The following is a 15,403-nucleotide window of genomic DNA, read 5'->3' as shown; positions in this document are numbered from 1 at the left end:
CCTTATACTAGAGGTAATGGCTAACTTTCGCTTTTTGACGCTCTGACGGAGGGCATAATGGACGAGTTCAAACCTGAAAATGAAATTAAGAGTGGCGATAACTCACTCAAACCTGATACTTCGGATAGACCCGAACGTCGCACTAATCGACCTCGTAATAACCCATTAAAAAATGCTCGTTTCTCTGTATCCCGTCAACAGATGATGATAGGTGTTGGGGTACTGGTTCTCATTCTTTTAATTATTGCGATAAGCTCTGCGCTGAAATCACCAGACAGTGATAAAGAAACAACGGCCTCAACAACAGGAACAGAAAAGAATATTGAACTGTCTCAGCCTTCAGTAACATCAACAGACAATCAAACATCTACACCTCAGGAGCTGACGGGTCAACAAATACAGCAGCCTACAACGCAGCCATCTCAAAATCTCCCCCCAATGATTGACTCTCAAGGTCAACGTGTTGAGATCCCAGGAGATATTGTTGATTCACTCAATCAACAACAAGCAGGTGTTAACCAAGCTGTTAATCAACAACAGCAAAATACACAAAACCAACCGACAACGCCACAAACTCCGGTGACCAAACCACAACCGGCACCAACACAAAAACCAGAGGTCAAACCTACACCAACCAAGCCGGTAACACCTCCTGCAACCACACAGACTAAGCCTGTGGCAAAACCAACCACAAAACCCGTTGCATCAGGAGCCTTATCAGCAAATAACCTAGCAGCCATTCCTGCAACAAATTATACTTTGCAGTTAAGTGGTGCGAGTCGCCAAGATACGTTAGAAGCTTTCGCTAAAAAAAATCTTAATGGAAACTACGCTATTTATAAAACCCAGCGTAATGGTAATCCTTGGTATGTACTCATCTATGGTAACTATCGTAATATAAGCGAAGCAAAACAGGCCGTGGCTTCATTACCGGCGGCTGTGCAAGCTAAAAAACCTTGGGTTAGACCTATGAAACATGTTCATCAGGATCTAAAAAAATAAGTTAACGATGTTCACCGCTGATATGCTGTCTGAAACAGAGTACAATCGGCGACTCTGAAACGATTGAGAAATTTGGACGGCATGAAAAAAAAACGCGCATTCCTAAAATGGGCTGGTGGTAAATACCCTTTGGTAGATGACATTAAGCGTCATCTACCTCAAGGTAACTGTTTAATTGAACCTTTTATGGGTGCTGGCTCTGTATTTTTAAATACAGAATATGATTCATATATTCTTGCCGATATAAATAGCGATCTCATCCATCTCTATAATACGGTAAAACTGTATCCTGAAAAATTTATGAAGGATGCTCAACTATTATTCACTCCTCAGATGAATAATGCAGAAGAGTTTTATCAACTACGACAAGACTTTAATCAATCAACAGATCCATACCAACGCAGTGTACTTTTTCTCTACTTAAACCGTCATTGCTACAATGGATTATGCCGTTACAACTCCAAAGGAGAATATAATGTTCCTTTTGGTCGCTACAAAAAACCTTATTTTCCAGAAGACGAATTGATTTGGTTTTCAGAAAAAGCGCAAAAAGCCTTATTTGTCTGCCAAAGCTATTCATCAACCATGACAAATGCCACCAAAGGTTCTGTTGTATACTGTGATCCACCTTATGCACCGTTATCACCGACGGCAAATTTTACCTCATACCATACAAATAGCTTTAGTTTCCAAGAACAACAGCATCTAGCTCAACTTGCCTCAATGTTGGCTTACGAGAGACAGATACCCGTGTTAATATCAAATCATGAAACTGCGTTAACAAAAGAGTGGTATGTAGACGCGAAAGAGCTACATAGTGTGAAAGTCAGAAGAACAATTAGTAGCAACACACTAGGTCGTAGCAAAGTGAACGAATTACTAGCCTTATATAAATAATCGTTAACACTTCCCGACAATGGGAGTGTTGTCAGGAGAACGCGATGAAAGATTTTCTGATTGCCCCTTCTATTTTATCTGCAGATTTCGCCCGCCTTGGTGAAGATACGGAGAAAGTGCTCGCTGCAGGTGCTGATGTGGTTCATTTTGATGTAATGGATAATCACTATGTCCCTAACTTAACGTTCGGTGCACCAATTTGTAAAGCGCTACGCAACTACGGGATCACAGCACCTATTGATGTCCACTTAATGGTAAAACCGGTTGATCGTATTATTCCTGATTTTGCACAAGCAGGAGCAACCTATATTTCATTTCATGCCGAAGCCAGTGAGCATGTTGATCGCACTATTCAATTAATCAAAGATTGTGGCTGTAAAGCAGGTTTAGTCCTTAATCCTGCCACGCCTCTCAACTATCTCGATTATGTAATGGATAAATTAGATCTTATTCTTCTGATGTCAGTAAACCCTGGCTTCGGTGGTCAATCATTTATACCAAAGACACTCGATAAATTACGTCAAGTTCGCAAGATGATTGATGATGGTGGCTATGACATTCGTTTAGAAATTGATGGCGGTGTCAAAGTTGATAATATTGCCGAAATTGCTCAAGCAGGTGCGGATATGTTTGTTGCTGGCTCTGCTATTTTCAATCAGCCAGATTATAAACAGGTTATCGACAATATGCGCCGAGAATTAGATAAGGTATCGAAATGACAGAAAAAAAACTCAAAGGTATTCGTGCTATCGCTTTTGATCTTGATGGTACACTAACTGACAGCGCTGTTGGGCTAACAGAAGCCACAAACTATGCACTAAAAGCAAAAGGCTTCCCAACAGTGGATAAACACCATGTCACCATTTGGGTTGGTAATGGTGTTGATATGCTATTAAAGCGCGCCCTGCACCATTGTGGTGTTAAAGATGTCACCGATACTTTATTAAAAGAGGTACGTGATCTCTTTGATGAGTGCTATGCAAACTCTGTCAAAACAGGAAGCAATCTATTTCCACACGTTAAAGAGACACTAGAAAAACTTGCTTCGTATTCTCTCTCCTTAGGCATAGTGACGAATAAACCCACTCCTTTTATCCAACCACTGTTAAAGCAATTAGGTATAGACAACGACTTCTCATTGGTGCTTGGTGGTGATGATGTAAAACAAAAAAAACCCCATCCAGCGCCATTATATTTAACAATGGGCACGTTTGGTGTTAAAAAAGAAGAGCTTCTTTTTGTCGGAGATTCCCGTAACGATATTATCGCCGCACAAGCAGCACAGTGCCCTTGTGTGGGGTTAACTTATGGTTATAACTACGGTGAACCCATTGCAGATAGCAAACCCGATTTTATACTCGACGATTTTGCTGATTTGCTCTCTATCCTTGATATTACGTCAATGACAACAGTGGAACAGAACTAACATGACGACTTCAGTAGAAAAAAAGGCTCAAAAGCCTATTGTATTCAGTGGTGCACAACCTTCTGGTGAGTTAACTATCGGGAACTATATGGGAGCACTACGTCAGTGGGTACAAATGCAAGATGACTACGATTGCATTTACTGTATCGTTGACCAACATGCCATCACTGTACGCCAAGATCCTACCGAACTGCGAAAAAGAACCTTAGATACACTGGCTCTTTATCTCGCTTGTGGCATTGATCCTGAAAAGAGCACAATCTTTGTACAATCTCATGTTCCACAACATGCACAATTAGGCTGGGCGCTAAACTGCTACACCTACTTTGGTGAATTAAGCCGTATGACCCAATTTAAAGATAAATCAGCTCGTCATGCTGAAAATATCAATGCAGGATTATTTGATTATCCCGTCTTAATGGCAGCCGATATCCTCCTTTATCAAACCAACCAAGTACCGGTTGGCATTGACCAAAAACAACATCTTGAATTAAGCCGTGATATTGCCCAACGCTTTAATGCCATCTATGGGGACATTTTCACCGTACCCGATCCTTTTATTCCAAAAGGTGGCGCACGCGTGATGGCATTACAAGATCCCGCTAAGAAAATGTCTAAATCTGATGATAACCGCAATAATGTTATCGCTTTACTTGAAGATCCCAAAGCGGCGGCGAAAAAAATAAAACGTGCTGTTACAGACTCAGAAGAGCCACCTCGCGTTGCGTATGATCTAGAAAACAAAGCCGGTGTCTCTAACTTATTAGATATTTTAGCGGGTGTAACAGGTAAAACTATCCCTGAACTCGAAGCTGAATTTGAAGGAAAAATGTACGGTCATCTAAAAGGCGCGGTTGCTGAGGCTGTATCAGATATGCTGACAAATATTCAAGAACGCTTTAACACCTTCCGTAATGATGAAGCACTATTAAATAAAATCATGAAAGAAGGTGCCGATAAGGCGAAAGCGCGCGCTCAAACAACCTTAGATAAGGTTTATGAGGCTATTGGGTTTATTGCTCACCCATAATCGTTATTATAGGCCAGATAACTGCTGGCCTATTTTCTGACTATTTCTTAAATAGCCTTCTATCAAAACTTTCAATAGTTTGTTTTTGCAATCTTAACTGCATGGTTTTACACCAACTAGCAGATAGTCCTGCCGCTGTTAATAAGCGACGATACGACTCCTCATCAAATGGCATATGAAAAGCAATAGCAATTGCTTCTTTGACAGAGATATCGCTATTTCTTGAGCGTAGAACCAAAGGATGATGACAGCCTACTTCGCCGGGACTTATCACGCGATATAACCAGCCACAAAAACCGCTATCTTGCATCAGTTGTGAAAAATCGCTGATATCAGTCACCGTGTTTAGCTTATAACAAGGTGAACGAGGCTGGGTCACTTGAATTAAAGCGTCACCCCATTGATATATATCACCAATAAAAACATTCTCTTCTGTCAGACCGGTAGTCGAAATATTTTCACCAAACGCAGGAGCATTAAATAAGTCAGCCAGTTGAGGAAATTGCTCAGACCAGTAATGATAATGTTCTTGAGGATAATGGCACAAAGCGCGATCAGGCCCACCATGAAACCCTTTTTCTGCTTGCTCATCACCTGCTAAGCCCAGTGATGTTAGTTTAATATGCCCATCCACCAGCCTTTTGGTGATCGCACTGGTAAATCCATTTGCAGTCGTCGTGATATTGCCAATAAAAACACTGGGGAAATAGCGCATAACTCATTGCCTCAATGAAAAAAAGTCCTTTTATAATAAAGAGAGCAGGCTAAATAAACAATGCCGACAATAATTGTCGGCATTGATAAATAGAGAGAAAAGAGAATGATAGCAATATTATGCTTTGCTCTGATAGCGTTTTTGCGCCTCATCCCAGTTAACTACAGACCAGAATGCTTTGATATAATCAGGACGACGGTTTTGATATTTCAAGTAATACGCATGTTCCCATACATCTAAGCCAATAATTGGATAGCCAGATGCACCTGCTAACTCTTCACCCATTAATGGGCTATCTTGGTTTGCGGTAGAAACAACAGCTAATTTTCCATCATCTTTTAATACTAACCATGCCCAACCTGAACCAAAACGGCTAGCAGCGGCTTTTTCAAACAACTCTTTAAATGCATCAACACTACCAAAATCACGTTCAATGGCATCTTTTAATGAACCATGTAATTGAGTGCATAGCTTTAATCCTTTCCAGAAGAAAGTATGGTTAGAATGACCACCCGCATTGTTACGTACAAAGGTACGTTGATCAGCAGGTACTTTATGTAAATTCTTAACGAGTTCATCAATTTCTAAACCCGCTAATTCAGGCAGTTTTTCTAACGCAGTATTGGTATTGTTCACATAAGTTTGATGATGCTTAGTATGGTGAATTTCCATTGTGCGCTCATCAAAATGAGGTTCTAGCGCATCATAAGCATAAGGGAGTGCAGGTAATGTATAGCTCATATTAATCTCCAGTGCTGTTTTATATTCGATCACGCCATGTGATTTATCTCTTTATTATAGTGAAAAAAATGTTAATGAAAATCATTATCATATCCATATTATTTTTGTGGTTTTTTTATCCAACCCAGTGACATCAATTTTCACAGTATTTTATTTTAAATAAAAAGCTTATTATTGGTTTAATATTTCATAAAATACCCAAAAGGTAGATAAATTATACATAACAACCTTTAGCACTAATTGATCACGCCATGAAAAGCATTTCCATTATTTCGTGATCTTATGCGCAAAAAAGAAACAATGTCTCTTTACCCTCTTTTGTTAACGACTTTTTGACATAGTATTAACAACAGTAAGGAGAACAATTATGACAAAAATAAACCAACATCACATTCCTGCAAACATTGCAGAGCACGCCCTGATTAATAAAGAGCAATACCAAAAAGATTATGCATTATCCATCGAAAACCCTGAGGCCTTTTGGGCAGATAAAGGGAAAATTGTTGATTGGATAACCCCCTATACTATCGTGAAAAATACCTCCTTTGATCCAGGCCATGTCCGTATTCGCTGGTTTGAAGATGGGCAACTTAACATTAGCCAAAACTGTCTTGATCGCCATTTAGAAAAACGCGCGGATCAAGTTGCTATTATTTGGGAAGGTGATTCCCCTAATGAATCAAAAAGCATTACCTATCGCCAACTTCATCAAGATGTTTGTCAATTCGCCAATGTATTAAAAAAACTAGGTATCAAAAAAGGCGATGTGGTGGCTATTTATATGCCAATGGTTCCTGAAGCGGCTGTTGCGATGTTGGCTTGTACTCGTATTGGGGCTATTCATTCTGTTATTTTTGGTGGTTTCTCACCAGAAGCAGTGGCAGGGCGCATTATTGACTCTAAAGCAAAATTAGTGATCACTGCAGATGAAGGCTTACGTGCTGGTAGAGCAATCCCCTTAAAGAAAAATGTTGATGATGCCCTCACTCATGTGGATATCCCGCCTATTGAACATGTTGTGGTCTTACGTCGAACAGGGCAAACAGAACAATGGATTGAAGGACGCGATTTATGGTGGGATGAAATTGTTCAAGGCGTCAGTACTGAATGTGATGTGGAAGTCATGAACGCAGAAGATCCACTCTTTATTCTCTACACATCAGGCTCTACGGGGAAACCCAAAGGCGTATTGCACACCACTGGCGGTTATCTTGTTTATGCCTCAATGACCTTTAAATACACCTTTGACTATCATGATGGTGAGATTTATTGGTGTACAGCGGATGTCGGTTGGGTAACTGGCCATAGCTACTTGTTATATGGCCCGCTATCAAATGGTGCCACAACAGTGATGTTTGAGGGAGTACCCAATTACCCCTCCGTCAATCGTATGGCCCAAATTGTTGATAAACACCAAGTTAATATTCTCTATACCGCACCTACTGCGATCCGCGCATTAATGGCGGAAGGAGACAAAGCCATTGAAGGTACGCAACGAACCTCTTTACGTATTTTAGGCTCAGTAGGAGAGCCTATTAACCCAGAAGCTTGGGAATGGTTTTATCAAAAAATGGGACGTAGCCAATGCCCTATTGTTGATACATGGTGGCAAACAGAAACAGGAGGTTTCATGATAACCCCATTGCCGGGAGCAATGGATCTAAAACCAGGCTCAGCGACTCGTCCATTCTTTGGTGTACAACCTGCGATTGTTGACAATATGGGGGAAATACAAGACGGTGCTTGTGAAGGTAATTTGGTGATCGTAGATTCATGGCCGGGCCAAGCAAGAACATTATTTGGCGATCATGACCGTTTTGAACAGACTTACTTTTCGACCTTTAAAGGCATGTACTTTTCAGGTGACGGTGCCCGTCGTGATGAGGACGGTGATTATTGGATAACAGGCCGTGTTGATGATGTTTTAAATATCTCTGGTCACCGTTTAGGTACTGCTGAAATTGAATCCGCACTTGTCGCCCATCCTAAAATTGCAGAAGCGGCTGTTGTTGGTATTCCCCATAATATAAAAGGACAAGCTATTTATGCTTATGTCACGCTAAATCATGGTGAAGAGCCTACGGCAGAGCTTTATACAGAAGTGCGCAATTGGGTACGTAAAGAGATAGGCCCAATAGCAACACCTGATATCCTTCATTGGACAGATGCCTTACCTAAAACACGCTCTGGGAAAATTATGCGTCGTATCTTGCGTAAAATTGCCTCTGGCGACACAACTAACCTTGGAGATACCTCAACACTCGCCGATCCAGGCGTTGTAGAAAAACTGTTAGAAGAAAAACAGTCTCTATCACTGACCATTTAAAGTGCTAGTGCTCAAATAATACAGCAGTCAATAAAACCGGAATACTACTATGCAAAGGCATTTTATGCCTTTGCAGGGCTCTCTTATCACAAATTCATGACATGCGGGGATAAACACCTCTAAATCATGTAATAAACCAAATAATTATTTTGAGGAGAACTCTGATGAATCCCAATATTTATCAAGAGATAGAAAATAACCCTCGCTTTAAAGAACTGGTTAAAAAACGTAGTCGTTTCTCATGGGGACTTTCGATTATTACACTTGTTATGTATGTCTCATTTATATTGCTGATTGCTTTTTATCCACAATGGTTAGGTACACCGCTCTATGAAGGCAGTTACATTACTCGAGGTATTCCTATCGGTATTGGCTTAATTATCGCCTCTTTTCTACTAACAGGGATTTACGTTATTAGAGCAAATACAGAGTTTGACAAATTAACGGCAGAAATTCTTGGTGAGGTAGAAAAATGAAAAATAAACACTACGCCATATCACTATTAACGTTATTATCCCCCAATGTATTAGCCGCAGCGATAACAGAAGGGGGTGAAAAACAGCCAATTAACTTCCAAGCCATTATCATGTTTCTGATCTTTGTTGGCTTAACACTGTATATTACTTACTGGGCCTCTAAACGAACACGATCACGGTCTGATTATTACACTGCGGGTGGCAAAATTACCGGATTTCAAAATGGTATGGCTATCGCTGGTGATTTTATGTCTGCCGCCTCCTTTTTAGGAATTTCAGCGTTAGTATACACTTCTGGCTATGATGGACTTATCTACTCTATTGGCTTTTTAATCGGCTGGCCAATCATTCTATTTATTATCGCTGAACGTTTGCGTAATTTAGGACGCTATACTTTTGCTGATGTTGTCTCTTACCGTTTAAGTCCAAAGCCCATTAGAACACTTTCTGCAATAGGTTCATTAGTTGTTGTTGCCCTCTATCTTATTGCTCAAATGGTAGGGGCGGGTAAATTAATCGAGCTGCTCTTTGGCTTAAACTACCATATTGCGGTGATCTTAGTCGGTATTTTAATGGTTCTTTATGTCCTTTTTGGCGGCATGTTAGCCACCACTTGGGTACAAATAATCAAAGCTATTTTATTACTCGCCGGTGCAACTTTTATGGCGGTCATGGTAATGAAAGCGGCAGACTTTAACTTCAATACTTTGTTTAAAGAAGCTGTTAACGTCCATCAAAAAGGCTTTTCTATCATGAGTCCAGGAGGGTTAGTTTCTGATCCTATCTCTGCATTATCCTTAGGTCTTGCCTTAATGTTTGGTACCGCAGGACTTCCCCACATTATCATGCGCTTTTTTACCGTTAGCGATGCAAAAGAGGCTCGTAAAAGTGTTTTCTATGCGACAGGTTTTATCGGTTATTTCTATATTCTTACTTTTATTATTGGTTTCGGGGCTATCTTACTCGTTAGCCCTAATCCTCTGTTCAAAGATGCCGCTGGTGCTTTAATTGGTGGCACCAATATGGCCGCTGTTCATTTAGCGGATGCTGTTGGTGGTAATTTCTTCCTTGGTTTTATTTCTGCAGTCGCTTTTGCCACTATTTTAGCCGTTGTTGCAGGATTAACTTTAGCAGGTGCATCTGCCGTTTCTCATGATTTATACGCCAATGTAATTAAAAATGGCCAAGCAGATGAGCGACAAGAGCTAAAAGTTTCGAAAATAACGGTTGTTATTCTCGGCATTGTCGCCATTGGTTTAGGTATTTTATTTGAGAAACAGAATATTGCCTTTATGGTCGGTTTAGCTTTCTCTATCGCTGCAAGTTGTAATTTCCCTATTATCTTACTCTCTATGTATTGGAAGGGATTAACAACACGTGGGGCTGTAATTGGTGGCTGGTCTGGCTTAATTGTTGCCGTTACCTTAATGATCTTAGGTCCCACGATCTGGGTGAGTATTCTTGGTCATGATACACCTATTTATCCTTACGAGTACCCTGCTCTTTTCTCTATGATCATTGCCTTTATCGTTTCATGGTTATTCTCCATTACCGATAATTCTTCTCTGGCAACTCAAGAGCGTATGAAATTTGAAGCTCAGTTTATTCGCTCACAAATAGGTATTGGTGCAGAGCAAGGTAAACCTCATTAAACATCTGTAAAATAGTTTTTTATTCTTAAAGTGCCAACAATGTTGGCACTTTTTTTTACTCTTTACTTAATTAAATTAATATCGGTTTAAAAATACATATCTATACGATATTTTAAATTACTATTGACTAATGTGGTTTAATTTTAAGTCTATTGGAAAATTTCAAGCAAGATCAATTAATTAAAATTATTATAACAATAATTAAAAGTGTAAATATAACTATAAGTAACAGTATAATAAGTCAATAAAAGATAAGATAAGTACTGAAATATCAATTTCAGACTCGTTTTAGCTAAACAAGACTTGTATTATGAAATGCTAAATGGTTAACTTTTTATTCTATATGGAAAAAGGTGATAATGATAAAAGCATGTCTCAAGTAATAAACTTTTCTCTTTTATTTATTTTATCTATAGTACCTGCACTATTAGCGGGTTCAACCCTGCATATTGAACAAAAGTTCTCTATGGTGATTATCGGTTGGCTCCTGATGTTGCTCTGCGCAGGTATCTATCGGTTTACTATAGGAAAAGTGATTACTTTTATTGTTGCAGCTTTATGGTCTTTAAACCTCTCCATCTCACTGTTTTTTTATCGTGAACATGATATTCCCTTTTCATCATCAATAGCAGAAACTTTCATTAATACTAATGGAAGTGAAACTGTTGGTATGCTCTCTTATAATAAATATTATGTACTCTTTTATATTGTTATATTTACCTGTTTTTTCTATTTAATACATATTAGCGCCCGTTATTTAAATAACAAAACTAATAAAAGATGTTTAATTGCTATTTTTATATTAATAATTCTTATTTCTCTATACAAGAACTTAGCAATAAGATCAGAGAGTAAAACCCAATTACTTGCTGAGTATTATCTACTTAATACCCCTTTTTACAATGCAGCAGCTTTAGTGCGGACTTTCCACGAAAATAGACAAATCAAAAAGATCACATCAGAAAAAGTTAATTTTAACTATGATAAAGTGGATCAAAAAACAGAAATTTATATTCTTTTGATTGGTGAATCAGTACGACGTGATCATTTAGGAATTTATGGGTATCCGTACGATACTACCCCTAATTTAGAGAAAGAAAAAAATAATATTTTATTATTTAAGCAAGCTTATTCTCCAGCGCCTGTGACCATATTATCAGTACCCATATCCCTTTCTAATATCAACCTAACAGAGTTATATGATAAGAAACACTACGCTGATAATATCATTTCTCTTGCCAATCATGCTGGTTTCAAAACATATTGGTTAAGTAACCAAGGTAAAGGAAATCCAAAAACGAGTGTGATTTCTGTTATTGCCAATATGGCCCAACATAAAAAATGGAATGAATTTATTGGCTATGATGAAGAATTATTGCCATTTTTAGATAATGCGCTTAATGATAACTCATCAAATAAAAAGCTCATTGTCCTACATACTTATGGTAGTCATGAGCCAGCATGTAATCGTTTTCCTAGCACTTACCTTAAAACCTTTTCCCAACAAGAAGATGATAACTGCTACGATAGCTCTATCGCTTATACTGACAAGCTTATCAGCCAAATTATTGAAAAAATACAAGATAAACCCGCATCTATACTCTATTTTTCAGATCACGCATTACAACGATTAGATAAAAATAGAGAAGTACGTTATCACCATGGCGTGAACAGTCCTCGCCAAGAAGCTTATAATATACCGCTCTTTATTTGGTATAGCGCATCTGCAACGCGACCAAATATCAATAAAGAAAATTTAAATAAACCTTTTTCCACCGCAGATAATTATTGGCTATTAAGCCAATGGCTAGGTATTGAACATAACTCAGCGAAAAAATGTTACTCACCTTTAAGCGAATGCTATCAAACAAAAACGTCAATGATGGTCATCGATGGTAATAAGAAGTTATTAAACTACGCACTATTAGAATCAGAAGAGCAAGCGCCTCAATAAAGAGGCGCGTGACTTAATTTAACAATCTTCAATAATCACATAAATCGCATTTAAAGAGCCATGAACACCAACAACCTTAATTAATTCAATATCTGATGTGCAACTAGGACCACTAATAATATTAATACAAGAAGGCATTCTTATATTTTTTAATGCCATTTGATGTAATCTTTCTGCTAACTGAGCAACTCGAGGTAAAATCGTACTGCGTTTTAGTACAAAAATCGTGGTTTCAGGGATCAATCCAACACTTCTTCCTTTGTCAGCCCCAGAAAATAAAACAACACCGCCAGATTCTGCAAGTCCATATTCAGCAAATACAATTCCGACTTTTGCCTCTTTTACCCGTTCAATATTTTTTTTACCCTCAGTATGATCCCAAATATTGGCATGACAGTGTTCTGATAAATAATCAATCACCCCACTTTCCTGTAATCGTGGATCACCCGTTAATATCACTGGTAAACCATACTGTTCACAAAGAGTCTCTAAATGCTTAGGTAAAGATGACAATGTTGTCGTTTCATAAGTACTTCCTGCTAACTGAGCTGTATTGAGAAAATATTGATAAAGTTCATCATCAGAAAGCTCCGTTAATCGTTGTTCTGGATATAAATTTACTGGTTCAGGTAAAGCTTCAGGTTGCGTTTTTAACGGCCTACCTAATTGAGAAGCAAGATTTGATAAAAAGCGTTCTTTATTGTTATCCATCTCTTATTTCTCCTCTTTTTGGTGTTTTTTAAACCAACTACGAAAACTTTCACCATCACCTTCAGGTAAATTTCTCGCTTCTGTCCATGCTTTTATTGCACCGATATTTAATGGCGCTTTACCTTCTTTAATAAACCATTTTGTAGCATGAGCCCCCATATTCATCCCAACTTTCCATAACATAGGATGACGGTTCACATAATTGAATACCCGAGTAATATTACGTTCAGTTGTCGGTGTTATACCTTGCTCTACCATGACTTCACGATGTTTCTTTATAAGATTTGATAAAGGTATTTTTACTGGGCAAACGCTATCACAAGCAGTACATAATGAGCAGACATAAGGCAGGTTTTTAAAGTCTTTATATCCACCAAGTAGTGGCGTTAAGACGGCACCAACAGGGCCTGGATAGATAGAATCATATCCTTGACCGCCAATATGGCGATAAGCAGGGCAAGTATTCATACAAGCACCACAACGGATACAACGTAAAATATCTTTAAATCCAGAACCAATGATCTTCGAGCGGCCATTGTCCACAATAACAAGATGGAAATCTTCTGGGCCATCAACGTTGTCATTCTCTTTAGGGCCAGTAAGCCATGTATTATAGCCCGTTAAACGTAACCCTACTGCACTACGGGCCAACATGGTAATTAAGATATCTACCTCTTTAAAAGTAGGTGCAATACGTTCCATCCCCATCACCGCAATATGCGTTTTGGGTAATGTTGTACTTAATCGTGCATTACCTTCATTAGTGACTAAACAAACAGAACCTGTTTCTGCTACCGCAAAATTACACCCCGTAATACCGATATCGGCAGTAAAAAAATCGTCTCTAATGTTCTGGCGAACAAAACGCGTCATTTCTTCTGGTGTATCTGAGCCGTTATAACCCAGTTTGTCATGAAATATTTGACGTATCTGGGCTCTATTTTTATGAATAGCAGGAACCACTACATGAGATGGGGCGTCTTTTGCTTGTTGAAGAATAAACTCGGCTAAATCGGTTTCAATAACATTAATACCTGCATTTTCTAATACAGGGTTTAAGCCAATTTCTTCCGTCACCATTGATTTGGCTTTGACTATTTTTTTGGCTTTTTTCTCTTTTGCAATATTGAGAATATATTGAGAGGCTTCTTCTTTCGTTTGAGCAAAGAAAACATGCCCACCATGTTGTTCTATTTTTTCAGATAATTGATATAAATAGGCATCTAAATTAGCAAGTACATGATCACGAATTTGTGCCGCTCTATCCCGCCAATCCTCCCAGTGCCCTAATTCATCAACCATTTTTTGACGATTACGGCCAATAGTTTCTTGCGCATTAGCAACGGCTTTTTGCATAATTTGATCGTGAACTTGACGATCAATTAGCGTTTTAAAAGGAAGAGAGCTTGTTTTTAATGACATAATTCCTCCTCATTGCTCATCAATACTTGCGCAATATGCATCACTTTAACTGGACGACCTTCTCTCTCTAAACGACCACCTATATTTAATAAGCAACTGACATCCGCACCAATTAAATAGTCAGGATGAACATCCATAATGTGGTGAACTTTTTCTTTGACCATTTCACCTGAAATTTCAGCCATTTTTACCGAAAACGTCCCCCCAAAACCACAACAGGTTTCCATATTGTCAAAAGGTAATAATTCTAGCCCTTTTACATGGCGTAATAATGTGAGTGGCTCTTCTTTCACTCCCATTTTACGAAATAAGCTACAAGATGGATGATAAACAGCTTTTCCTTTAAGGCTTGCACCTACATCCACAATATTTAATTGATTAACGATAAAGGAGGTGAGATCAAACATGCGATTAGCTATTTTTTCTGCACGAATAGCCCAGTCAGGTTCATTTACCAGATATTTAGCATAACTTTTAATAGCAAAAGAACATGATCCAGCAGGAGAAATAATAGGATAGTCATTAACTTCAAAGGTTTTAATCAAGTTTTTCATCGCTGGAATGGCATCTTTAATATATCCACTATTAATAGCAGGTTGACCACAACAGCCCTGTTTTTCGAGAAAATGAACTCGACAGCCTAGTTTTTCTAACAGCAATACGCTATCTCTTGCCATCTGAGACTTTAAGGCGTCACCAATGCATGTTACATAAAAATTAACATCCATACTTATGCTCCCATTGCTTTTATCTATGTAGAGTAAGTAAATAAGCCGAGACTCATTTATAAACTCATTTGTATGACAAATAGTGTTGCATAAAAATAATGTTAAATATATGTGTATAAGTGTTTTTTTTATAAATTTACAGTTTTCAAGAAATAAAGAAATGGGAATATAAAGGGTATTTATGATTATTTTTTAATAAAAACAATTTATTACTGTGGCAAATTGAGGGAGTTTATTAAGTCTAGTTTTATTACGATAAATAAAGAATTTAACGTAAGCGAAATAGAATAAACGCAAAAAAGCCAACCCATTGGGTTGGCTTT

At 38.3% G+C, this 15,403-nt stretch carries 14 protein-coding genes; 9 read left to right on the top strand and 5 right to left on the bottom strand.

What is annotated here, in order from left to right; genetic code table 11:
* Positions 1-57 precede the first annotated feature (57 nt).
* The 5 genes from HMPREF3129_RS02170 (at position 58) to trpS (ending at position 4,355) form a co-directional block, all read left to right on the top strand.
* Positions 58-1,002, top strand: coding sequence for an SPOR domain-containing protein (locus tag HMPREF3129_RS02170; RefSeq protein WP_004246636.1), 945 nt, complete (start codon positions 58-60; stop codon positions 1,000-1,002).
* Between the two features lie 81 nt (positions 1,003-1,083).
* Positions 1,084-1,899 carry an adenine-specific DNA-methyltransferase gene (gene dam / locus HMPREF3129_RS02165; protein WP_004249858.1) on the top strand — a complete coding sequence of 272 codons (816 nt, stop codon included), beginning with the start codon at positions 1,084-1,086 and terminating at the stop codon, positions 1,897-1,899.
* A 44-nt stretch (positions 1,900-1,943) separates the two neighbouring features.
* Entirely contained in the window at positions 1,944-2,618 is a 675-nt protein-coding gene (gene rpe / locus HMPREF3129_RS02160) for a ribulose-phosphate 3-epimerase (RefSeq protein WP_004246629.1), read from the top strand.
* Entirely contained in the window at positions 2,615-3,325 is a 711-nt protein-coding gene (locus HMPREF3129_RS02155) for a phosphoglycolate phosphatase (RefSeq protein WP_004249859.1), read from the top strand. Before rpe ends, HMPREF3129_RS02155 begins: the two co-directional genes overlap by 4 nt.
* Before the next feature lies 1 nt (position 3,326).
* Positions 3,327-4,355, top strand: coding sequence for a tryptophan--tRNA ligase (trpS, locus tag HMPREF3129_RS02150; protein ID WP_004246627.1), 1,029 nt, complete (start codon positions 3,327-3,329; stop codon positions 4,353-4,355).
* A gap of 40 nt (positions 4,356-4,395) precedes the next feature.
* Here trpS and yiiM read toward each other — a convergent pair whose 3' ends face one another.
* Together yiiM and sodA are read right to left on the bottom strand one after the other, a co-directional pair.
* On the bottom strand, positions 4,396-5,070 hold the full coding sequence (gene yiiM, locus HMPREF3129_RS02145; RefSeq protein ID WP_012368600.1) for a 6-hydroxyaminopurine reductase: 675 nt from the start codon (positions 5,068-5,070) through the stop codon (positions 4,396-4,398).
* A gap of 117 nt (positions 5,071-5,187) precedes the next feature.
* Positions 5,188-5,811, bottom strand: a complete 624-nt coding sequence (sodA, locus tag HMPREF3129_RS02140; protein ID WP_036919374.1) for a superoxide dismutase [Mn] — start codon at positions 5,809-5,811, stop codon at positions 5,188-5,190.
* A gap of 367 nt (positions 5,812-6,178) precedes the next feature.
* Between sodA and acs the strand changes: the two genes are divergently transcribed.
* The 4 genes from acs to HMPREF3129_RS02120 all read left to right on the top strand — a co-directional run bounded on the left by acs (position 6,179) and on the right by HMPREF3129_RS02120 (position 12,219).
* Positions 6,179-8,137: an acetate--CoA ligase gene (gene acs / locus HMPREF3129_RS02135; RefSeq protein ID WP_004249862.1), complete on the top strand. Its 1,959-nt coding sequence runs from the start codon at positions 6,179-6,181 to the stop codon at positions 8,135-8,137.
* 164 nt (positions 8,138-8,301) lie between these two features.
* Complete coding sequence (locus HMPREF3129_RS02130; RefSeq protein WP_004246621.1) at positions 8,302-8,613, top strand: DUF485 domain-containing protein; 312 nt, start codon at positions 8,302-8,304, stop codon at positions 8,611-8,613.
* The gene (locus HMPREF3129_RS02125) at positions 8,610-10,265 is read left to right on the top strand and encodes a cation acetate symporter (protein ID WP_004246620.1); all 1,656 of its coding nucleotides are present in this window, start codon (positions 8,610-8,612) and stop codon (positions 10,263-10,265) included. The genes HMPREF3129_RS02130 and HMPREF3129_RS02125 overlap by 4 nt, the downstream gene beginning before the upstream one ends.
* 322 nt (positions 10,266-10,587) lie before the next feature.
* Positions 10,588-12,219, top strand: a complete 1,632-nt coding sequence (locus HMPREF3129_RS02120) for a phosphoethanolamine transferase (RefSeq protein WP_036919377.1) — start codon at positions 10,588-10,590, stop codon at positions 12,217-12,219.
* An 18-nt stretch (positions 12,220-12,237) separates the two neighbouring features.
* On the opposite strand, the gene HMPREF3129_RS02115 is transcribed toward HMPREF3129_RS02120, so the two are convergent.
* The 3 genes from HMPREF3129_RS02115 to HMPREF3129_RS02105 are packed head-to-tail and all read right to left on the bottom strand — an operon-like array spanning position 12,238 to position 15,080.
* Entirely contained in the window at positions 12,238-12,930 is a 693-nt protein-coding gene (locus HMPREF3129_RS02115) for a LutC/YkgG family protein (RefSeq protein WP_004249865.1), read from the bottom strand.
* Positions 12,931-12,933: 3 nt separating this feature from the next.
* Positions 12,934-14,352, bottom strand: coding sequence for a LutB/LldF family L-lactate oxidation iron-sulfur protein (locus tag HMPREF3129_RS02110; protein ID WP_036919379.1), 1,419 nt, complete (start codon positions 14,350-14,352; stop codon positions 12,934-12,936).
* Entirely contained in the window at positions 14,343-15,080 is a 738-nt protein-coding gene (locus HMPREF3129_RS02105) for a (Fe-S)-binding protein (protein WP_017628596.1), read from the bottom strand. Before HMPREF3129_RS02105 ends, HMPREF3129_RS02110 begins: the two co-directional genes overlap by 10 nt.
* Positions 15,081-15,403 lie beyond the last annotated feature (323 nt).

It is taken from the genome of Proteus sp. HMSC14B05 (genome assembly GCF_001808035.1).
Taxonomy (GTDB): Bacteria; Pseudomonadota; Gammaproteobacteria; order Enterobacterales; family Enterobacteriaceae; genus Proteus; species Proteus mirabilis.
The sequence above is the reverse complement of the archived record's forward strand: the minus strand, read 5'-3'. Positions and strand labels throughout refer to the sequence as shown.